The 19,635-nt window shown below is 55.5% G+C and carries 17 protein-coding genes and 1 pseudogene; 12 read left to right on the top strand and 6 right to left on the bottom strand.

All coding sequences use genetic code 11. The annotated features are described in order from the left end of the window. Positions 1–27 precede the first annotated feature (27 nt). The 3 genes from CRO87_RS11235 (at position 28) to CRO87_RS11225 (ending at position 3,172) form a co-directional block, all read left to right on the top strand. Entirely contained in the window at positions 28–1,008 is a 981-nt protein-coding gene (locus tag CRO87_RS11235) for a sensor domain-containing diguanylate cyclase (protein ID WP_097163030.1), read from the top strand. A 72-nt stretch (positions 1,009–1,080) separates the two neighbouring features. Beyond that, positions 1,081–1,605: a GNAT family N-acetyltransferase gene (locus CRO87_RS11230; RefSeq protein ID WP_097163029.1), complete on the top strand. Its 525-nt coding sequence runs from the start codon at positions 1,081–1,083 to the stop codon at positions 1,603–1,605. Between the two features lie 115 nt (positions 1,606–1,720). Beyond that, a complete protein-coding gene (locus CRO87_RS11225) occupies positions 1,721–3,172 on the top strand; it encodes a tagaturonate reductase (RefSeq protein ID WP_097163028.1) in 1,452 nt (483 codons plus the stop codon). Between the two features lie 177 nt (positions 3,173–3,349). On the opposite strand, the gene CRO87_RS11220 is transcribed toward CRO87_RS11225, so the two are convergent. After that, positions 3,350–4,474, bottom strand: a complete 1,125-nt coding sequence (locus tag CRO87_RS11220; RefSeq protein ID WP_097163027.1) for a Fic family protein — start codon at positions 4,472–4,474, stop codon at positions 3,350–3,352. A gap of 166 nt (positions 4,475–4,640) precedes the next feature. Here CRO87_RS11220 and CRO87_RS11215 point away from each other — a divergent pair, with 166 nt between their 5' ends. Together CRO87_RS11215 and CRO87_RS11210 are read left to right on the top strand one after the other, a co-directional pair. Then, on the top strand, positions 4,641–5,555 hold the full coding sequence (locus CRO87_RS11215) for a bestrophin family protein (protein WP_097163026.1): 915 nt from the start codon (positions 4,641–4,643) through the stop codon (positions 5,553–5,555). A 9-nt stretch (positions 5,556–5,564) separates the two neighbouring features. Continuing rightward, the gene (locus tag CRO87_RS11210) at positions 5,565–6,020 is read left to right on the top strand and encodes a GNAT family N-acetyltransferase (RefSeq protein WP_097163025.1); all 456 of its coding nucleotides are present in this window, start codon (positions 5,565–5,567) and stop codon (positions 6,018–6,020) included. A 143-nt stretch (positions 6,021–6,163) separates the two neighbouring features. Here the strand turns inward: CRO87_RS11210 and tam are convergent, their stop codons facing one another. Beyond that, positions 6,164–6,925 (bottom strand): trans-aconitate 2-methyltransferase, encoded by a 762-nt coding sequence (tam, locus tag CRO87_RS11200; protein ID WP_097163023.1) that lies wholly within the window; start codon positions 6,923–6,925, stop codon positions 6,164–6,166. A 109-nt stretch (positions 6,926–7,034) separates the two neighbouring features. Between tam and CRO87_RS11195 the strand changes: the two genes are divergently transcribed. Continuing rightward, positions 7,035–7,334, top strand: a complete 300-nt coding sequence (locus tag CRO87_RS11195) for a hypothetical protein (protein ID WP_097163022.1) — start codon at positions 7,035–7,037, stop codon at positions 7,332–7,334. Positions 7,335–7,419: 85 nt separating this feature from the next. Then, positions 7,420–8,034, top strand: a complete 615-nt coding sequence (locus CRO87_RS11190; protein ID WP_097163021.1) for a DapH/DapD/GlmU-related protein — start codon at positions 7,420–7,422, stop codon at positions 8,032–8,034. 51 nt (positions 8,035–8,085) lie between these two features. On the opposite strand, the gene CRO87_RS11185 is transcribed toward CRO87_RS11190, so the two are convergent. The 3 genes from CRO87_RS11185 to CRO87_RS11175 all read right to left on the bottom strand — a co-directional run bounded on the left by CRO87_RS11185 (position 8,086) and on the right by CRO87_RS11175 (position 11,842). After that, positions 8,086–9,360 (bottom strand): Glu/Leu/Phe/Val dehydrogenase, encoded by a 1,275-nt coding sequence (locus CRO87_RS11185; protein WP_097163020.1) that lies wholly within the window; start codon positions 9,358–9,360, stop codon positions 8,086–8,088. 635 nt (positions 9,361–9,995) lie between these two features. Continuing rightward, on the bottom strand, positions 9,996–10,634 hold the full coding sequence (locus tag CRO87_RS11180; protein WP_097163019.1) for a TetR/AcrR family transcriptional regulator: 639 nt from the start codon (positions 10,632–10,634) through the stop codon (positions 9,996–9,998). Continuing rightward, positions 10,631–11,842: a TCR/Tet family MFS transporter gene (locus tag CRO87_RS11175; protein ID WP_097163018.1), complete on the bottom strand. Its 1,212-nt coding sequence runs from the start codon at positions 11,840–11,842 to the stop codon at positions 10,631–10,633. The genes CRO87_RS11180 and CRO87_RS11175 overlap by 4 nt, the downstream gene beginning before the upstream one ends. Positions 11,843–12,007: 165 nt before the next feature. On the opposite strand from CRO87_RS11175, the pseudogene CRO87_RS22895 reads away from it, so the two are divergent. Beyond that, a pseudogene (locus CRO87_RS22895) lies at positions 12,008–12,163 on the top strand (SAM-dependent methyltransferase); the annotation flags it as partial. Between the two features lie 31 nt (positions 12,164–12,194). On the opposite strand, the gene fhuE reads toward CRO87_RS22895, so the two are convergent. Beyond that, positions 12,195–14,369, bottom strand: coding sequence for a ferric-rhodotorulic acid/ferric-coprogen receptor FhuE (gene fhuE, locus CRO87_RS11165; RefSeq protein WP_097163017.1), 2,175 nt, complete (start codon positions 14,367–14,369; stop codon positions 12,195–12,197). Positions 14,370–14,662: 293 nt separating this feature from the next. Here fhuE and CRO87_RS11160 point away from each other — a divergent pair, with 293 nt between their 5' ends. The 4 genes from CRO87_RS11160 to msrA all read left to right on the top strand — a co-directional run bounded on the left by CRO87_RS11160 (position 14,663) and on the right by msrA (position 19,573). Beyond that, the gene (locus CRO87_RS11160) at positions 14,663–15,718 is read left to right on the top strand and encodes a YncE family protein (protein ID WP_097163016.1); all 1,056 of its coding nucleotides are present in this window, start codon (positions 14,663–14,665) and stop codon (positions 15,716–15,718) included. Between the two features lie 117 nt (positions 15,719–15,835). Further along, the gene (locus tag CRO87_RS11155; protein ID WP_097163015.1) at positions 15,836–17,020 is read left to right on the top strand and encodes a PLP-dependent aminotransferase family protein; all 1,185 of its coding nucleotides are present in this window, start codon (positions 15,836–15,838) and stop codon (positions 17,018–17,020) included. 113 nt (positions 17,021–17,133) lie between these two features. Then, positions 17,134–18,876 (top strand): cytochrome c biogenesis protein DipZ, encoded by a 1,743-nt coding sequence (locus tag CRO87_RS11150; RefSeq protein ID WP_097163014.1) that lies wholly within the window; start codon positions 17,134–17,136, stop codon positions 18,874–18,876. A 16-nt stretch (positions 18,877–18,892) separates the two neighbouring features. Next, on the top strand, positions 18,893–19,573 hold the full coding sequence (msrA, locus tag CRO87_RS11145) for a peptide-methionine (S)-S-oxide reductase MsrA (protein ID WP_097163013.1): 681 nt from the start codon (positions 18,893–18,895) through the stop codon (positions 19,571–19,573). The last annotated feature ends 62 nt before the right edge of the window (positions 19,574–19,635 follow it).

Below are 19,635 nucleotides of genomic sequence, written 5' to 3'. Positions count from 1 at the left end.
GTTAATACTTCTGAATGAGGAGAGATGATGAAGAGTCCCGATATCCCGGCAAATGAAGCCCAGCGCCTGACGTCGCTGCGTGAATCAGGCATTCTGACTGCCGGAGAACCTGCCCGCTTCGATCGTCTCACGCGCCTTGCTCGTCACCTTTTTAACGTGCCGGTCGCGATCGTAAGCCTGGTGGATGCCGAATCGTTGGTGTTTAAGTCCTGCAACGGCCTGCATTATGTCACCCAGCCGCGCCGGGTTTCATTTTGCGGGCACGTGATCCTGAGCGATAAGCCGCTGATTGTGCCAGATGCAAAGCAGGACTCACGCTTTAGCGACAATCCGCTGGTGCTCGGTGAGCCACATATTCGTTTTTACGCTGGACATCCACTGCGCCTGCCGGATGGGGCGATGGTGGGGTCGTTTTGCCTGCTTGACCACAACACGCGCACTTTCGGCCCCCAGGAACAAGCGCTACTGCAGGATCTGGCCGCCATCGTTGAGGGTGAATTTGCGACGATAAGTGAAGCGACCACCGATTCCCTGACCGGGCTTTTAAACCGCAGGGGCTTTGAGCATCTGGCGAACTTTGCTATTGCCTCAGCCCAGCGCCGTGCCGAACCTCTCACGCTCGGCTGGCTCGACCTCGATAAATTTAAGCAGATCAACGACAGCTTCGGTCATGCTGAAGGGGATTGCGCGCTGCGTGAAATGACCCACCTGCTGAACCGGGCATTTCGCGATACTGATTTGCTGGTGCGCCACGGTGGCGATGAGTTCGGCATTCTGTTCTCCAACACCGATGAAAACGGGGCGTGGATTGCGATGCAGCACCTGGTCGAGGAAGCCAACGCCTTCAATCTCACCTCCGGCAAACCCTGGAAACTCAGCTTTTCCTGGGGGGTGATTGAGTTTAATCATGAAGATTTTCACGATCTCTCCGGCTGGCTGGGGGCCGCGGATAAACGCATGTATGCCATGAAAATGCAGCACGATGCCGACGGGCGGATGAATAAGTAAAGCCTATGAGCAGACTGTTGTGTAAACAGTCTGTTAAGCAGATAGTGTGGGGGTTTGCCAAAGGAGCCCCCAATGACCTCGCCAGTGGATCTGATTTCCCTTTCTCCACAAGATATCGCACAGCGCCTTCCTGAATTGACCGACATCCTGGTCGACAGCGTGAACGGCGGTGCCTCAGTGAGCTTCATGCTGCCTTTCCATCCCGATAAAGCCGTGGCTTTCTGGCAAAAAGTTGCCCTCAGCGTGGCCGCTGGCGAGCGTACTGTGCTGGCCGCCGTGCAGGATGGCCGCCTGATCGGCACCGTCCAGTTGATTACCGATCTGCCGGAAAACCAGCCGCATCGGGGGGAAGTGGCAAAGTTGTTGGTCCACTCCTGCGCTCGTCGCCAGGGCATTGCTCGCCTGCTGATGGAGGCGCTTGAGGGGGAGGCGAAGCAGCAGGGGAAAACGGTGCTGGTCCTGGATACGGCGACCGGCAGCGGAGCTGAAACCTTTTACCGCCGCTGCGGCTGGGAAAAGGCCGGTGAAATCCCTCGTTATGCACTTATGCCGGAGGGTGCGCTGACGGCTACCTCTGTATTTTACAAATTTGTCTGAGTGCCTGAAAAAGCTGCTCGCACTTGATCCAGACAGGGTTTCCTGGTTTTAAAGTCTGATAAGTTATTGGACCAATAACGAAGGCTGTATGACCAATAACTAAGGGAAACCCATAATGAAAACTTTAAACCGTCTCGATTTTCCCGGCGCTCAGTACCCTGAACGCATTATCCAGTTTGGCGAGGGCAACTTCCTCCGTGCCTTTGTCGACTGGCAAATTGACCTTCTGAATGAACATACCGATCTGAACGCTGGCGTGGTGATTGTTCGCCCAATCGACAGCGATTTCCCGCCGTCGCTGAGCACGCAGGATGGCCTCTACACCACCATTATTCGTGGTCTGAACGAGCAGGGCGAGGCGGTCAGCGAAGCGCGTCTGATTCGCTCCGTTAACCGCGAAATCAGCGCTTACCGCGACTATCAGGCCTTCCTCGAACTGGCTCACAATCCGGACATGCGTTTTGTGTTTTCCAACACGACCGAGGCGGGTATCAGCTACCACGCGGGCGATAAATTCGATGACGCTCCGGCCGTCAGCTACCCGGCAAAACTGACCCGTTTGTTGTTCGAACGCTACAGCCATTTCAACGGCGCGGCGGATAAAGGCTGGGTCATCATTCCTTGTGAACTGATCGATTACAACGGCGATGCGCTGCGGGAGCTGGTATTACGTTATGCGCAGGAGTGGGCATTACCGGCGGCCTTCGTCACCTGGCTGAACACCGCGAACGCATTTTGCTCTACGCTGGTCGACAGAATCGTAACGGGCTATCCACGTGATGAAGCCGCGCAGCTGGAAGCGGACCTCGGTTATAAAGACGCCTTCCTCGACACCGCAGAACACTTCTATTTGTTCGTCATTCAGGGGCCGAAAACGCTGGCGAGCGAGCTGCGTCTGGATAAGTTGCCGCTGAATGTGCTGATTGTCGACGACATCAAACCGTATAAAGAGCGCAAAGTAGCGATTCTTAACGGCGCGCACACGGCGCTGGTACCGGTGGCTTATCAGGCCGGGCTGGATACCGTCGGTGAAGCGATGAATGACGCGGAAGTGTGCGCCTTTGTGGAAAAGGCTATCTATCAGGAAATCATCCCGGTACTGGATTTGCCGCATGACGAACTGGAATCTTTTGCCAGTGCGGTGACGGGGCGCTTCCGCAATCCGTACATCAAGCATCAGCTGCTGTCGATTGCGCTGAACGGGATGACCAAGTTCCGCACCCGTATTCTGCCGCAACTGCTGGCAGGGCAGGACGCGAACGGTAAGTTACCGCCCCGTCTGACCGTTGCCCTGGCGGCGCTGATTGCGTTTTACCGTGCAGAGCGCAACGGTGAAAGCTATCCCGTACAGGACGACGCGCACTGGATCGAACGCTATCAGCAACTGTGGACGCTGCATCATGACAAGCAGATCAGCACCTCGTCGCTGGTTGAGTCGGTTCTGTCTGTGAAAGATCACTGGGAGCAGGATTTAACGCAGGTGAATGGCCTGGTGCAGCAGGTCACGAAGGACCTCGATGCGATTCTGACGCAGGGCATGCGCGAAGCCGTTAAGCCACTGTGCTGATAAGGAACCCGGCGAGCAGCCGGGTTTTAAATAATAGGCATTAGTTACAACATACATATTGGTAATGTTAAACCTGAAAGTTCAACTCCTCTGCGATGAATCACGCCTTGCAGAAAGTGAGCCGAATGCCAACTATATTCGGCTCATCAGGTGAGCTGATTTCCGCAGCGTTTTGGCTCATTCACCGTGGGCGATCTGATACCGGGTGTTGCGCCCACCGCCGGGCAGTTTCTCCAGCAGGCCATGCTCCAGCAGCCAGGCCAGATGACGCGTCGCGGTGGCTTTACTCACTTTCGCGACCTTCTGATACTGGCTGGCGCTGATCCCTTCGGCAAAACCGGCCTCACCACCGTCCAGCAGGCGATTGATGACCTTCAGCTGTTCTGCGCTCAGCTCATGGCGCAGGGCGTCATTTTGCTTCCAGAAGCGACTTTTTGCCAGCGTGCTATCGATGCCAGACAGTGCATTTTCCAGCGTGACATCAAGCGTTTGCAGAAACCATATCAGCCATCCGGTGATGTCCGTTTCGCCTTTTTGTGTCTGCTCGAGGATCTGGTAATACTGGCTGCGTTGCTCAAGAATCGACACCGACATTGCATACAGCCGCACGCTTTGGTTGTCGGCCTGCGCGAGGGCTAAGTCCGTGAGTGCCCGGGTCAGACGGCCGTTACCGTCATCGAAAGGGTGCAGCGTGACGAACCACAAATGCGCGATGGCCGCCCTTAAAATGGGATCGACCAGCGGGTCATTTTGGCTCTGATTAAACCAGAGGATAAAAGCATCCAGCCGCGCGTCGAGGCCTTCCCGGGGAGGCGCTTCAAAATGTACGACAGGGTTGTCTATGCGCCCGGAAACCACCTGCATTGGCTCGCCTCCGCGTAACTCGCCCGCGCGAACCGCGTGCATTGCCCAGGGATCGTGCGGAAACAGCCAGCGGTGCCATTGCAGCAGGCGGGGCAGAGAAAGCGGCTCATGTCGGTTATCGATGGCATCAAGCATAATCGACGCCACGCCTTCGGAACGCTCGGATACCGGGAAAGGCGTTTCATCGTCAACCCCCAGACGACGGGCCAGGGAAGACCGCACCGACTGCGCGTTCAGTCGCTCCTCTTCAATGGCGGAAGAGGCCAGAATGTTCGACAGCAGCGCATCCAGCGTTTGCCGGTCTTCATCCTGCATCTCGCTGCGGCCGATAAGCACACCTGATTTACGCTGCAGCTGGCGCAGCAAAGGCAGAACGGACTCTCCCTGCCAGTGAAAAACAGGCCAGTCCGGTTGTTGCCAGATCCATTGCGTCATGATCGCCCCTGAGCCGAAAAAAAGATTAATTGGCTCACATTATGAGCCGAATAAGAGGCGAAGTAAAACCGCTTTTTGTTATGAAGATGTAGCCAATAATCGCAATAAACTTGAAAGAGTGATTTGGATCACGTTAAAGTGAGCGCCTCTTCTCTAAAGAACGTCACTCATGATTGTAAGACCTCACGAACACTGGCTGTCGCGCATTTTTGTCTGGCACGGCTCGGTGTTACCAAAGATTTTCTCCCGGTTGCTGCTCAATTTCCTGCTATCCGTCGCCGTGATTGTGATGCTGCCCTGGTACACCTCGCTCGGCGTGAAGCTGACCGTTGCGCCGTTTAGCATTCTTGGCGTGGCGATCGCCATTTTCCTCGGGTTTAGAAACAACGCCTGCTACGCGCGTTATGTGGAAGCTCGCCTGCTGTGGGGTCAGTTGATGATCGCCTCACGTTCGCTGCTGCGTGAAGTGAAGAATACGCTACCGGCTGACACGGATTTCAGGCCGTTTGTCAGGCTGCAAATTGCCTTCGTTCATTCGTTGCGCATGCAGCTGAGGCGCTTGCCTCAAGAGGATAAGCTCGCGAAATATCTGACTGCGGAACAGCTCGGGCAGGTTCTGGCCGTTCAGTCGCCCGCCAACCGCATATTGCTGCTGATGGGCAACTGGCTGGCGGAATACCGTCAGCAGGGCACGCTGTCGGATATTCTGTTCCACAGCCTTAACAACCGTCTGAATGATATGTCTGGCGTGCTGGCAGGCTGCGAACGCATTGCGAATACGCCAGTGCCGTTTGCCTACTCGCTCATCCTGCATCGCACGGTGTATCTGTTCTGTATCATGCTGCCATTCGCCCTGGTGAGCGATCTGCATTACATGACGCCGTTCGTTTCAATGCTGATTTCCTACACTTTTATCTCTCTTGACGTGCTGGCAGAAGAGCTTGAAGAACCGTTCGGGGTGGAAAATAATGATCTGCCGCTCGATGCCATCAGCAACGCCATCGAAACCGATCTGTTGCAGATGAACGACGAAAGCGAGATCCCGGCGAAAATCCTGCCCGACAAATGCTATCAACTGACCTGAGGAATTCTGATGGACGTGACGATTCGCGAAATACAGACCGCAGACAAGGCCCAGTGGCGCGAGCTGTGGAATGGCTATAACCAGTTTTATGAATCGAGCGTCAGCGAAGCCGTCACTGAAAAAACCTGGCAACGAATGCTGAGCGAACACTCGTCTATTGAAGGGCGCGTCGCGGTGGTGAACGGGGAAGTTAAAGGCTTTGCTCACATTGTGCTGCATGAAGGCACCTGGGAACTCGCCCCGATTTGCTATCTGGAAGATCTTTTTGTTGCGCCGGATATGCGCGGCAACGGCCTTGCGCGTCGGTTAATTCAGTCACTGGTTGACGAAGGTAAAGCGAAGGGCTGGTCGCGTCTGTACTGGCATACCCGTGAAAATAACCCGGCCAGAAAGCTGTACGACCAGTTCACGGACGTTGAGGATTTCGTGCTTTATCGGATGAATCTGTCTGGCCGTGGCGTTTAAGAAATCATTAAGATTTTCCCTGTGTAATGGTCAGCAGGCCATCAGGAGAACGATCATGGAAAAGAAAATAGAAACCGCCGTAAACATCATCATTTTTGTTTCCCTGTTTGCGACGGCCTGGGATCTCTCGCTAGTGCGCGACTTCAGCTGGTAGCGCGGCGGGCAATAATAAACAGGCGCGGAAAGGCCAGCAGGATCTGTCCGTTCTGCTGGCGAGGGTAGTTTTCTTCCAGCAGCTGCAAATAGCGGTTGAGAAATGCCTGCTGGCTGACGCTGTCCAGATCCTGCAGGTAAGGGCGCAGCCCGGTGGCGCTCAGCCAGTCAACAATCGCCTGATGCGAGGCCATCGGGTGAAAATAGGTCGTCCGCCAGATATCCACCTCACAGCCGTTCTCACTCAGTAAATCGTAATAGGTTTGTACGCTCTCCAGCGGGACTCTGCCGCGCGGCGGATGCCCCAGCTCGCTGGCTGTCTGGCGCATCGAGGCGTGCGACGGCTCCTGCCAGTTATCCGGCATCTGCACGGCCAGCACACCTTCTTCCGCCAGCAGCGAAGCGAGGTGAGGGAGCAGCTTCTGATGACCGCTTATCCATTGCAGAGACGCGTTAGCGTACAGCACATCCAGCGGCTGCTCGGGCTGCCACTGGCCGATGTCTGCATTAACGAACCGGCAATCCGGCAGCGCCTTTTGCGCTTTTTCCAGCATCGCCGGGGAGTTATCCACGCCGGTGATTACCGCCTCAGGCCAGGCCGCACGCAGCAGTTCAGTGCTGTTACCCGGGCCGCAGCCTAAGTCCGCCACATACTTAGCAGAAGGTTTCGCAATGCGGGCGAGCAATTCTGCCGCCGGGCGGGTACGTTCAGATGCAAACTGCAAATACAGGGAAGGGTTCCAGTCGGCCATATTGGTTCCTCGGGGTTTGTTGAGACAACGTAGAGGCTAGTCCAGCTATGCTTTGAATCAGCAGTAAAGAGTGTAAAACTTCGCATTACTTTTACCAAAGGAGTGATATATGGAACAGACTTTTACGCCGCAACAGGAAGCATTTTTATCTCAGCTGGTTGAGGGTGCCATTGAGCAAATGATGAGTGAAATCATCACCGTTATTGATCAAACGCAGGCAAAGGCCGACGCCGAAATCGCCCGCGAAGGCATTGTCATTTCCAGTCATTCTCCGGCAAATTCAGATTTTTTGACCGCCGTTGCCCTTGAGCGCTTGTTCGGCAGATTGCACCGCGGCGATCTGCAACTTGCCCAAAGAATTCTGACCATGCAGGCGAAACAAACCGGTATCAGCCTGCACGTCGATTAAGGCCAGGCCAAACCCGCCGCTCCGTCATTCTCCGTTAATAAATGCGCATTAGAGTGCTTCTATTTATTAACGGAGTGACCCTAATATGAAAACCGTAAAACTGGCTGAAACGTCCATCGACAGCAGCGTTCGTTTGCGTGAGTGCCGCATTGGCCAACAGTGCGAAGTGCTGGCGCACAGCGTAATGGAATATGCGTCATTAGGGGATTTTTCGTATGTCGGGGAGTACTGCACCATTGCCGATGCGCAGATTGGCCGCTTTGTGGCAATTGCCAACCAGGTGCGTATCGGCGCGCCTAACCATCCGATGCAGCGCGCTTCGCAGCACCGCATCACCTATTGCCCGGAATACTATTCTGCAGATGCCACACGTGACCACGACTTCTTTGCCGCACGACGTCAGGACAGCGTTGTGATTGGGCATGACGTCTGGATTGGTCACGGGGTGATTGTTCTGCCAGGCATTACGGTGGGTGATGGCGCCGTGCTTGCGGCGGGCGCGGTGGTAACCAAAGACGTGGCACCTTACAGCATCGTGGGCGGAGTTCCGGCCAGGCCACTGCGTAAGCGATTTTCTGATGAGATAGCGAGAGAGCTGCAGCGTATCGCCTGGTGGGACTGGCCGCTGGAAACCATTCTCGGACGACTGGCTGATTTTCAGCAGGAGGACATGGCGCTGTTTTGCGAGAAGTATCGTTGAGCATCAAAAAGAAAAGACGGTGAGCCGCGAAGGCCCACCGCCGCACTGGCCTCAGCCCGGATAGATACCGCGATCTTTACGTGCCAGCAGAATACGTTCGCAGGCTACGATGTAAGCGGCAGTACGCAGGGAGCAGGATTTTTCCTCTGCTTTTTCCCAGACGTGAACCATCGCGTCGGTCATGATTTTGTCCATACGGGCGTTGATCTCTTCTTCACTCCAGAAGAAGCTCGCCATGTCCTGAACCCATTCAAAGTAGCTGACGGTTACGCCACCGGCGTTACAGACCACGTCTGGTACCACGATGATGCCACGGCTTGCCAGCACGTCGTCGGCATCCGGATAGGTCGGGCCGTTCGCGCCTTCAAGGATCAATTTACATTTCAGCACTTCGGCACGGTGACGGGTAATCTGGCCTTCCAGCGCGGCCGGAATGAAAATGTCCATATCCACGTCCCAGAAAGCTTCGCTGGCGATGGTCTCGGCACCTGGGAATCCGGCGATTTGCTTGTGCTCGATCTGCCATGCGGTGAGGGCGTTCATGTCGATGCCCATGCCGTTAAACAGCGTTGCAGTGTGGTCCTGAATGGCCACCACGCGAGCACCGGAGGCGGCAAACAGGCGGGCCGCTTCGCTACCCACGTTACCGAAACCTTGCACCGCTACACGAGCACCTTCCACAGGGATATTGGCCCGACGAGCCACTTCGCGACCGCTGATCCACACGCCGCGACCGGTGGCTTTTTCACGCCCCAGCGAGCCGCCAAGATGGATCGGTTTACCGGTTACCACGCCAGTGATGGTGGTGCCGTGGTTCATGGAGTACGTGTCCATCATCCACGCCATGACTTTGCCGTTGGTGCCGACGTCCGGCGCAGGAATATCTTTTTGCGGCCCGATAATAATGCCAATTTCGCTGGTATAGCGGCGGGTCAGACGCTCCAGTTCACCCTCAGAGAGCTTGAACGGATCGACGCGGATGCCGCCTTTTGCGCCGCCGTAAGGCAGGTTCAGCGCCGCACATTTGATGGTCATCCAGGCTGACAGCGCCATAACTTCGTTCAGATCCACATCCGGGTGATAGCGCACGCCACCTTTGCCCGGGCCACGTGAGAGGTTGTGCTGCACGCGATACCCCTCAAAGTGACGAATGGTGCCATCGTCCATTTGCACAGGAATATCGACAATCAGGGCGCGCTTAGGATGACGAAGAGTATCAACCCAGCGGGAGAGTTCGCCGAGGTAGGGGGCAACGCGCTCGATTTGTTGCAGGTAGGTATTCCAGGCAGATGTGTTGCTATCTGAAGCGTAAGATAACTTATCCATGATGAACCTTAGTTTTGTAAGTAATATGTTCTTAATTAGCCGTGGAGCATAGTGTTACTCACTATGTGAGTATAAATTTAACACTTTTTTAAAATTTAGCATCAGGCGAAACGCGGAATTGAGAGGGAGTGGAAGTAATTTTTAACAGTGAAACTGAATAGTTATCCATGATGAAATGCGGTGGCATGGGCCTTTAAGGGCTGAAATCATTCATTTTAAGTGCATAATAAACGCTCTGGGCTATTTGCCAGAAGTATGATGCAGCTCTAAAAGTAAATATTATGATAATAAAGCGTGTTGACTTTGTTGCTTTGATTGAGGGGTGCGCAGCATCCTTTATACCCTGATTCCATCGCCGATAAACCGCCTGATCCTCCTTTCATTAAAAACAGCTGCTGTTCAATATTTCAGACAGTTGTTTGATTCAGTCGCGGTGTCTTGCCGCTGCTCATGGCTAGCTCCTGGCAACAGGAAGAGAGCGTGAACTTCCCCGTATAATGCGGCCTGCAGCCTTATTTTATTCTCATTCAACGACGGAACGCTGAGATGCCATCGTTCAAAATAAAATACGCCTTCTTCGTGATGCGATGGCAGATCGTGCTGCTGAGGCCCGGCCGCTGCACTGGACCCTTGACTCAGACGTAGGGCGTTCCTGCCAAAGCCGCTTTTTGCCCGACTGCGCCCTTATCCACCAGCGACAGAAAAATGGCGGCAGACTGCTCTGCATCCAGGGTCTGCGCATACTCCTCGTGGGCACGGATCAGCGCCACACTCCATGTTGCCAGCAGAAGTGACGCGGCAAGGGCCGCGTCGGCATCGGAATCTTCGCGGCCTGCGCTGCGGGCAAGTTCCACTGCAACACCGTTCGCCACTTCATCACGGATTGCGCGGGCGCGTGCTTTCAGGGTTTCGCTGGCTTTGATAGTTGCAATAAACCCCCGGCTCTCCGGCGAAAATTGCAGGTAAGGGCGCTGCTCGCTGATCAGGCGATGCGCCAGCAGACGCAGTGATTCAATCGGTGACTCCGCAGGGTCACGCTGCCGGAGCGCCTCGGCAAGCGTGGTCCGAATCTCATCGTCACGGTCAAAAAACATATCTTCCTTGCGGGGAAAATGATTGAACACCGTCATGCGCCCGACATCGGCCTCGGCGGCGATTTCATCTATGGTGACGTTGTCGAAGCCTTTTTCCGCAAACAGCCCGGTGGCAGCCCATGAGATGGCACGGCGGGTTTCCTGACGCTTTCTGGCGCGGCGATCGGCGAGGTCTGTCATGAGTTTTCCTTCTGCTGTGCAAGCTCTGTCGCTTGATCATGTTTGCGGGTGCCAAAGATAATTAACGGAACAGCCAGCACGTAGATGGCGACCACGGAGAGCCAGATAGCGCCGGGCCAGCTCTGCTGAACCATAAAATAGATGGCCGAAAAACCAAGCGGGGCGATGATGGACGCGAGGCTGATGGCTGAGCCTAATACGCCCTGGAACTGCCCCTGACGGTTGACCTCAACCTGGCGGGTGGCAAGGGCCTGCAAAGCGGGCGTGCCGATTCCACCCAGCGCGAACAGCGGCATAATGGCAAACACAATCCAGCTTTGCTGCGTAAAGGCGAGGATCGTCAGCGCCACGCAGGAGCAGGCGACGCCGACCAAAACGGCACCTCGTTCACCAAACAACCGTGCCGCAGGGCCCGGCAGAAAAATCTGCACCAGCGACTGGCAAAGACCAAACGCACACAGTGAAAGGCCAATCCACATGCCGTTCCACTGGAAGGTATCGTTGCCCCACAGCGCCCAGCAGATGCCATACACTTCACCGATGCCGCTAAGAATGAAGAACACGGCCACGATGGGCAGCAGCTTTTTCATAGAAAACGCCCAGCGCAGCGGTTTCAGAGGATTAAAAGCCGCCAGATGCAGGCGCTGATGAGTAGGCGTTCTGGATTCAGGCAGGACAAAAAGCGCCATCAGAAGGTTGACGCCAGTCAGCACGGCGGCAACCAGAAACGGCAGGCGTACCCAGAGATCGCCCAAAACACCGCCCAACACCGGGCCGATGATAAAGCCGATGCCAAACATAGCGTTAAACAGCCCGAAGCGGCGTGCACGTTGATCTGGCGGGGTGATATCCGTGATATACGCGGTGGCAACGGACATATTGGCGCTGGTCAGCCCGGCAATGGCGCGGCCGATAAACAGGATCCACAGCTGCGGTGAAAGAGCCAGAATCAGGTAATTCACCGCTGCACCCGCCAGTGAAACCAGCAGAACAGGGCGACGGCCATGGGTATCGCTTAGTGCCCCCAAAACCGGAGCAAAAATAAACTGCATCACGGCATACAGCGCCGTCATAATGCCCATCCAGAGAGCGACGTGGCTGTCATGCACCACATCTTCCAGCAGACGGGGAAGGATCGGAATGATGAGGCCAATGCCGACCGCATCAAGACAGATTGTTGTGAAGATAACAATCAGGGATTTATTCATAGATTTCTCGAAAAGAGTGGAAAGGTATACCCGGAACATAATTGTACTGAGTACATGTTTATTTTGTGCGATCGTTGACCGCCTGTCAACGCGTCACTGAAAAGGGCTAATAATGGAACACGATCATCCGTCAGCAGAGAGCATCATCGCGCTGTACCACGAAGGGGCCGAAGCCTGGGCCAGCCGCTGTATCACGCGAGCCTTGCTCATGACGAATATCGACAGCTACTGGCAGACAACGGTTTTAGGGTGGTGAAGCAGGTGACGGAAGATCCCGACTGCGGCGGGCACACCATCTGGCTGGCGCAGCGGGAAGGGTGAAATAGCCCCGGACATGACCGGGGCGGAGTCATCAGAAGGCGTAGCCCACGCTGACCGAGACGTTACGCGGCTCGCCGTAAACGGCTGAATCGCCGAGCCAGCTGTAGTAGCTGCGGTCAAACAGGTTGTTGACGTTCGCCTGAACCGCCACCTGCTTGCTGACCTGGTAGCGTGCGAAAAGGCTCGCCAGCGGGAAGCTGCCCTGGTAAACGCGCTGCGTTTCGCCATCCGGGCCGACGACGTCCTGGAAGGTTTTATTCTGCCAGGTCAGACCGCCGCCGAGCGTCAGGCTGGACAACGCAGGCACCTGATAGCGGGTAAACAGCTTGAAGGTGGTTTGCGGCATATTGCTGCTGTAGCGGCCATCCTTATCCGTGGCGACATAGCGGGTGGCACCAAACGTCATTTGCAGATTCTCGGTGACCGCGCCGTTCAGTTCGAATTCAGCCCCTTTGCTGACCGCGCCTTTCGCCGGGCGATAGGCCTGCTCGCTGCTGCCGTTCACAAATTCGCCTTCCACTTCCTGGCCGACGTTATCCTGCTCGATTCGGAAGAGGGCGACGGTGGCGGTCAGGCTGCCGTTAAACCAGTCAGATTTGAGGCCCGTTTCGTAGTTTTTGCCGGTGATCGGCGACAAATATTGTCCGCTGGCGTCGCGTTTGGTTTGCGGCTGAAAGATGGAGGTATAGCTGGCGTACGCCGACCAGGTGTCATCGATGTCGTAGACCAGGCCGCCGTATGGCGTGACGTTATTTTTGCTCATGTCTCCGCTGCTGCCGTAAGTGCTCCATTGGGTGTAGCGTGCGCCAAGGATCAGCGACAGCGGGTCAGCCAGCGACAGGCGCGCAGCGGTATAGGCCGATTTTTGCCGCACAATATCGTCTGCGTTCTGATACCAGTCACCCCATTGTGGGTCGATAACGTTCCCCGTCCAGCCGTTGTTAAACGGACCCATCTGGTCACTGTCAATAGGGCCATCTGCGCTGTAGGTGGCGTTATGCTGACGGCTGTAGCTGACGCCCGCCACCAGCTGATGCTGGCGACCAAGCAGCTCAAACGGACCGCTGGCGAAGGCGTCCACGGAATCCAGATGGCGTTCACCACGATCTTTACTGCCAAAACCGGAGGTGCCTTCGCCGGTCTCCTCGTCCGGGTAGCCCATCACATACAGCAGCTTGTCGTTGAACGTTTGTTCAGCGTGGGTACCATTTACCTTTACCAGCCAGCCGTTGTCGAAGTTATGCGTAATATCGGCAAACACCTTGCGCGAATTCAGGCTGTAGCGCGTCCAGTCGGCGGCGGTGTTCAGGCTGCGGTCGTAATGGGTGCGAGTGCCGTTGCTGTACCAGGTGGGCAGGCCGCCCCAGGTCGGGTTGCCGGTGTTACTCTCCTGATAGTCATAACCCAGAGAAAAACGGGTATTGTCGGTGACGTCGGCGTCCATCACGCCGTAGAGGAATTTTTTGGTTTTATGGTAGCGGTCGAGCCAGCCGTCCTGATCCTGATAGCCTGCGATCGCCCTGGCGCGCACGGATCCCGATTCGTTAAGCGGCGCGGAGACATCGGCCACGTAGCGCTGACTGTTCCAGCTGCCGTAGCTTGCGCTGAGGTTGCCGCTAGCCACTTTGCTGTCCGCATGCTTGCGCACCATATTCACGGAAGCCGCAGGGCTACCGGCGCCGGTCATCAGGCCCGTTGCGCCGCGAACCACTTCAATTCGGTCATAAATGGCGGTATCGGAGGCGGCATCGCCGTAGTTCCAGACGTCACTGACCGAAGTGGGAATATCGTCATAGGTGTAGTTGCTGATTTCAAAGCCGCGCGAGAAATAGCTGGAGCGTTCGCTGTCGATAACCTGCGCTGAAATGCCTGTGGTGTTGGTCAGAACATCGCCCACGTTTTGCAGATCCTGATCCTTCATACGCTGTTCAGTGACCACGCTAAAGGATTGCGGTAAGTCGCGCGGGGCAAGCTTCATTTTCGTGCCTGCGTTTGTCGATTTTACGGCGTAGTTGTGCTCTGACTGGCTGTTTGCCGGCGTGTCGCCTTCAACAATCATCGTCTGCGTTATAGCAGCATCATCTGCCGAGAATGCCTGTGGGGCGTAGAGCAGGGCCTGAATGGCGGAGGCGAGCAGTGAAACGGTTAAAAACGTTTTGCCAGACGTGCGGGGGCCGCAGCTGGCTTCCTTGCTGATAAAAGACATAAAAGTTCCTGTCAGGATTGTTGTTATGTGGAGCAGTGCCGTTCTGTGCGGTTCGGATCTCTGCGGATCGGTTGGGAAGGGCACAGGGCAAATTAACGAGAACGCTAATAATAATTATTTGCTTTTGCGTCTCAATGGAAAAGTTCAGCGTGAAATGTAACAAACTGTGAAAGCCGAAGCGCCTGATAACCCTCGTATTTGGCGGGTTTACACCCATAACGCTAATGCGTATGCTTCTCATTCATATAAAAATCAGGTTGTTTTTTTACTTCTCAGGCAAGGTTGGATATCAGATGCACTTTCCGTTTACCCAGTCCAGAAAGGCCATGGCGCTCGCCATCGTCGCAGCAGTTTCTCTCTCCACGCTGAGCGTCCAGGCGCAAACGCATCAGCCTGGCGTTACTGAGCAAGTCCTCGGCGATGGCCTGTATGAAATGGTCTATTTACCGGGGGCGAAATCGCTCTACGTCGCCAGCGCGCAGGGCTTCAAAGATGTAAACGGCGGGGTGCTGTACCGTCTTGACCCGAGCACGTTGAAGAAAACCGGTGAAACCTTTACCGACTACAAAAATTTCGGCATGGCGATGGATCCGGACGGTAAGGTGTTTTACACCACCAACACCCTGGACGGCGGTGTGTCTAAAGTCGATGCGCAAAGCGGGAAGGTGCTACAGCGCCTGATGTTTGAAGGAAAAGACAAAGACGGTGACCCGGTCGGCGCCCGTGAAATTCTCTGGCATAACGGAACGCTGTACATCGGTGGCGTGGCTGACCCTGGCTTCATTTCCGTGGTGGATGCCAAAACCCTGACCCTGAAAACTCGCATCGAGAACGCCGGGAAATGGGTGACAGGGATGATTTATTCGCCGGTGACCCAGCGCATTTACGCGGCCAACGGCGGAGGAGAAATCCTGGTTATCAACCCGCAAAATAACAAAATTGAGCAGCGCTGGACGCCAGGCGACGGTAAGAGCTACCTGTTCCTGAACATGGCCGAAGACGCAAAAACCGGACGCCTGTTTGTTACCGATGACTCCAAAGCCAAAACCACGCTGGTCTTTGACGAACATACCGGTAAGGTCATTAAGCAAATTGCAGGCGATGCGTTGGGCATTAAATTTAACGACAAGCGAAATGAGATCTACATCAGTCAGCGAGAATCGCGCAAAGTGCTGCAGCTGGATGCCACAAGTTACAGCGTGAAAAAGAGCTGGGCATTCGACGCTCACCCGAACAGCCTTCTGGTTTCCCCTGACGGGGAGGCGCTGTACGTCACCGTGAAGCAGGATTTCAACGAAGACAACAGCACCAAAGGCCCGGACAGCATCGTTAAAATTGCGCTGAACTGAGTTTCTGCAAGGAAAAACCACGCGAGGCGTGGTTTTTTGCTTTTGTTGGTCAAAGGCATTGCTTATTCATTTGCGGGCTATGTATATTTCATGTGAATAAAAATCAGAGAAAACAACATGAGCAAGAGCAACCACCTCGCAGACCGCATCCAGCAGCTTCAACCTTCCGCCATCCGTGAACTACTGAAACACAGCAAAATGCCTGGCGTGATTTCGCTGGCCGGCGGCATTCCATCCGGCGAATTATTCGATAAAGAAGGGCTGGCGCAGGCCACGCAGAGCGTCCTTGAGGAGAGCTTCGGCGACGCGTTCCAGTACGGATTGACTGAAGGCAACGTCGAATTGCGCGAGCAGCTTGTCGGGCTGTGCAAAGCGCGCGGCATCACGACTTCCGTCGATCGTTTGCTGATCACTTCCGGCTCGCAGCAGGCGCTGGATTTGCTGATTCGTTCCCTCGCCAATCCGGGCGATGTGTTTGTTGTCGAGCGCCCGACTTATCTGGCGACCCTGCAAATTCTGAGCCTGACTGAGGCCACCGTGCAGTCTGTAGGCAGCGATGCCGACGGCATGATCGTCGATGAACTGGAAGCGTTGCTCGCGACCACGCGCATCAAAGCGGTGTACATTGTGCCAACCTTCGGCAATCCGAGCGGCACCACATTAAGCGCCGAACGTCGTCAAAAACTGGTGAAACTGGCGGCAAAACACGACTTCGTGATTATTGAAGACGACCCGTACGGTGCCATCAGCTTCAACGAAGAACGTCAGAAAACATTGTTCCAGACCGCCGCGGAAATGGGCGATCATGAGAGCGTCGTCTACACCTCGACCTTCTCAAAAATTCTGGCTCCGGGCCTGCGCGTTGGCTGGATTGTGCTGCCGGAATGGATGCAGCAGAAAGTGGCCATCGTGAAGCAGGCCACCGATCTTCATGCCAACTCCTTCACGCAGTCTCTGGTGGCGGCCTACCTGAAAACGGAGCGTCTCGATCCGCAAATCGCGCTGATTCGCGAAGCCTATAAGCAAAAATGCCTGGCGTTGTCGAAATTCCTGAAAGCTGAACTCGACGAACACATTAGCTTCAACCAGCCGCAGGGCGGAATGTTCCTGTGGGCGCAGTTCCGTTATGAGTTTGATACCACCCAATGGCTCCAGCAGACGCTGGAAAAGGGCGTGGTTTATGTGCCGGGCGAGTTCTTCTTCAGCGATCGCGCTGACAAGAAAACGCTGCGTTTCTCCTACGCAACCGCCACCGAAGAACAGCTCTTTGAGGCCGTGAAGCGCCTGAAATCTGCGCTGTAACACCCTGGTGTCTTCGCCAGTTATCACAAAAATGTGATGATTTGGCGAGGATCCCGTAATCCTTTCCTGGCTACAGTCGGTTATCGCTTTTCATCCTGACTGAGGCCAATCCCATGCTGGTCATTCTCCTTGCTTATCTTGGCGGTCTGTTGACCATTGCCAGCCCGTGCATTCTGCCCGTACTGCCGTTCGTTTTTGCCCGTTCAGACCAGCCGTTTCGCCGCTCCGGCCTGCCGCTACTGCTTGGCATGGCGCTGACGTTTACGCTGTTTGCCACGCTTGCCGCCGTGGGCGGAGGTTGGGTGGTTGCCGCCAACCAATACGGGCGCATCGCCGCCCTGGTTCTGATGGCCGTGTTTGGCGTGACGCTCCTGTTCCCACGCATAGGTGAACGGCTGATGCATCCGCTGGTCAATGCCGGTAACTCTCTTTCCGAAAAGATCGCCGCAAATCGTTCTGCGGGGCCGGGCAGTTCGCTGCTGTTGGGCGTGGCGACCGGGCTGTTATGGGCGCCGTGTGCCGGGCCAATTCTGGGGCTTGTACTAACGGGCGCTGCGCTTCAGGGCGCGAACGTTGGGTCGACGCTGCTGTTACTGGCCTATGCCGCAGGCGCGGTGACTTCGCTGGCGCTGGCGTTGCTGATTGGCGGGAAGGTGTTCAGCGCCATGAAGCGCTCGTTGGGCATCGGGGAATGGATTCGTCGCGGGCTCGGTGCGGCCATGCTGCTCGGCGTGGCGGCCATTTCGCTGGGCCTCGATACCGGCGTGTTGGCCCGTTTGTCTACCGTATCCACCGGCGGTATCGAACAGTCGCTGGTACAAAAACTGAAACCCGAAAGCGCAATTTCATCGCTCGTTTCGCTTGCTGCGGCAAGTGCTGATATGCCGAAACTGGTTGATGCAGGCGTGATGCCCCCGCTGACCGGGGCCGTTCAGTGGCTGAATTCTCCACCGCTGACGGCGGAATCGCTGCGGGGCAAAGTGGTGCTCGTCGATTTTTGGACTTACTCGTGCATCAACTGCCTGCGCACGCTGCCTTACGTTAAAGCCTGGGCAGAGAAGTACCGCGACCAGGGCCTGGTGGTGATTGGTGTGCATTCCCCTGAATTTGCCTTCGAACGTGATATCAGCAACGTCACTAAAGAAGCGAAAAAGCTCGGCGTGACGTATCCGATTGCCATCGATAACAACTTCAGCATCTGGCAGGCGTTCAACAATCAGTACTGGCCTGCGCACTACTTTATCGACGCCAGCGGGCATATTCGCTATATGCATTTTGGCGAAGGCAACTACGCCGAATCTGAACGCGTGATTCAGGAACTGCTGCGCCAGGCCGGGGCTAAAAACGTCAATGATGGCCTGGCAAGCGTGGCGGGCAAGGGCGTGGAGCAGGCGGCGAGCGGGATGAATGACATCTCACCTGAAACCTATCTTGGTTATCAGCGCGCGGAAAACTTCGCCTCCGGCAGCGTCAGCCAGGATCAACCGGCTGATTATCATTACCCGATGGCGCTGCCGCTGAATGCGTGGGGCCTGGAAGGGCGTTGGAGCATCGGTGGGGAGCATATTACGCTTGCCGGGCAGAAAGGGCGGATTGTGTATCAGTTCCGCGCCCGCGATTTGCACCTGGTTTTAGGCCCGGGTGACGACGGACAACCCGTCAATTTTAAGGTCCTGCTGGATGGCAAACCACCGCAGGCGCTACACGGCAGTGACGTTGCCCCGGACGGCAGCGGCACCATCACCGACCAGCGTTTATATCAGCTTATCCGTCAGACCGACGGCGCAGGCGAGCACACCTTCAGCATTGAGTTTGATAAGCCCGGGGCGACGGCATTCGCCTTCACGTTCGGTTAATAAAGGGGACAAACAGATGAAACTGAAAAACCTGAGTACCGCGGCGTTGCTGGTTGCTACCGTCGTCTTTCAAAATGCAGGCTGGTCACAATCGCAAGTTCTCCCACTGCCTGCTCAGGATGAAACGCTGGCTAAGTCAGGGCTTGAGAAGGCCGTTTTTGCAGGCGGGTGTTTCTGGGGAGTGCAGGGCGTTTTCCAACACGTCCAGGGCGTGAGCAGCGCAGTGTCTGGCTATGCGGGCGGTAAGGCGAGGACGGCGAATTATCCGACCGTCAGCACCGGCATGACAGGCCACGCCGAATCCGTCAGCGTCACGTTCGACCCAACAAAGGTCACCTATGGTCAGCTGTTACAAATTTTCTTCTCCGTCGTCCATGACCCGACCGAACTGAATAAGCAAGGTCCTGACTATGGTACTCAGTATCGCAGCGCTTTGTTTGTGCAGAGCGCGGAACAGGAGAAAGTGGCGAGGGCTTATATCGCTCAGCTCGGCGCCGGGCACTATTTTTCAGCACCTATCGTGACCCGCATTGAGGATAAGACCGCCTTTTACCCGGCAGAAAAGTATCACCAAAATTTCCTGCACGATAATCCAACTAACCCTTACATAGAGATCAACGACCAGCCCAAAGTGCAGGCGCTGAAAAAGGACTTTCCTGCTATCTGGCAGGCCGAACCGGTACTGGTAAAAGAGTAGGAGATCGCCGCCAGGGAAGGCATTTCGACACTTAAATTTTCAGTACTCATCTTTAAGTCGAA

This window comes from Enterobacter sp. CC120223-11 (assembly GCF_900215375.1).
Classification (GTDB): Bacteria; Pseudomonadota; Gammaproteobacteria; order Enterobacterales; family Enterobacteriaceae; genus Scandinavium.
Note: the sequence above shows the minus strand (reverse complement) of the source record. Positions and strands in the feature narration are given on the sequence as shown.

Excerpts from the sequence above, each read along its gene's own strand:
- CRO87_RS11235 (WP_097163030.1), top strand. The coding sequence starts at position 28 with ATGAAGAGTCCCGATATCCCGGCAAATGAAGCCCAGCGCCTGACGTCG.
- CRO87_RS11230 (WP_097163029.1), top strand. The coding sequence starts at position 1,081 with ATGACCTCGCCAGTGGATCTGATTTCCCTTTCTCCACAAGATATCGCA.
- CRO87_RS11225 (WP_097163028.1), top strand. The coding sequence starts at position 1,721 with ATGAAAACTTTAAACCGTCTCGATTTTCCCGGCGCTCAGTACCCTGAA.
- CRO87_RS11215 (WP_097163026.1), top strand. The coding sequence starts at position 4,641 with ATGATTGTAAGACCTCACGAACACTGGCTGTCGCGCATTTTTGTCTGG.
- CRO87_RS11210 (WP_097163025.1), top strand. The coding sequence starts at position 5,565 with ATGGACGTGACGATTCGCGAAATACAGACCGCAGACAAGGCCCAGTGG.
- tam (WP_097163023.1), bottom strand. The coding sequence starts at position 6,925 with ATGGCCGACTGGAACCCTTCCCTGTATTTGCAGTTTGCATCTGAACGT.
- CRO87_RS11195 (WP_097163022.1), top strand. The coding sequence starts at position 7,035 with ATGGAACAGACTTTTACGCCGCAACAGGAAGCATTTTTATCTCAGCTG.
- CRO87_RS11190 (WP_097163021.1), top strand. The coding sequence starts at position 7,420 with ATGAAAACCGTAAAACTGGCTGAAACGTCCATCGACAGCAGCGTTCGT.
- CRO87_RS11185 (WP_097163020.1), bottom strand. The coding sequence starts at position 9,360 with ATGGATAAGTTATCTTACGCTTCAGATAGCAACACATCTGCCTGGAAT.
- CRO87_RS11180 (WP_097163019.1), bottom strand. The coding sequence starts at position 10,634 with ATGACAGACCTCGCCGATCGCCGCGCCAGAAAGCGTCAGGAAACCCGC.
- CRO87_RS11175 (WP_097163018.1), bottom strand. The coding sequence starts at position 11,842 with ATGAATAAATCCCTGATTGTTATCTTCACAACAATCTGTCTTGATGCG.
- fhuE (WP_097163017.1), bottom strand. The coding sequence starts at position 14,369 with ATGTCTTTTATCAGCAAGGAAGCCAGCTGCGGCCCCCGCACGTCTGGC.
- CRO87_RS11160 (WP_097163016.1), top strand. The coding sequence starts at position 14,663 with ATGCACTTTCCGTTTACCCAGTCCAGAAAGGCCATGGCGCTCGCCATC.
- CRO87_RS11155 (WP_097163015.1), top strand. The coding sequence starts at position 15,836 with ATGAGCAAGAGCAACCACCTCGCAGACCGCATCCAGCAGCTTCAACCT.
- CRO87_RS11150 (WP_097163014.1), top strand. The coding sequence starts at position 17,134 with ATGCTGGTCATTCTCCTTGCTTATCTTGGCGGTCTGTTGACCATTGCC.
- msrA (WP_097163013.1), top strand. The coding sequence starts at position 18,893 with ATGAAACTGAAAAACCTGAGTACCGCGGCGTTGCTGGTTGCTACCGTC.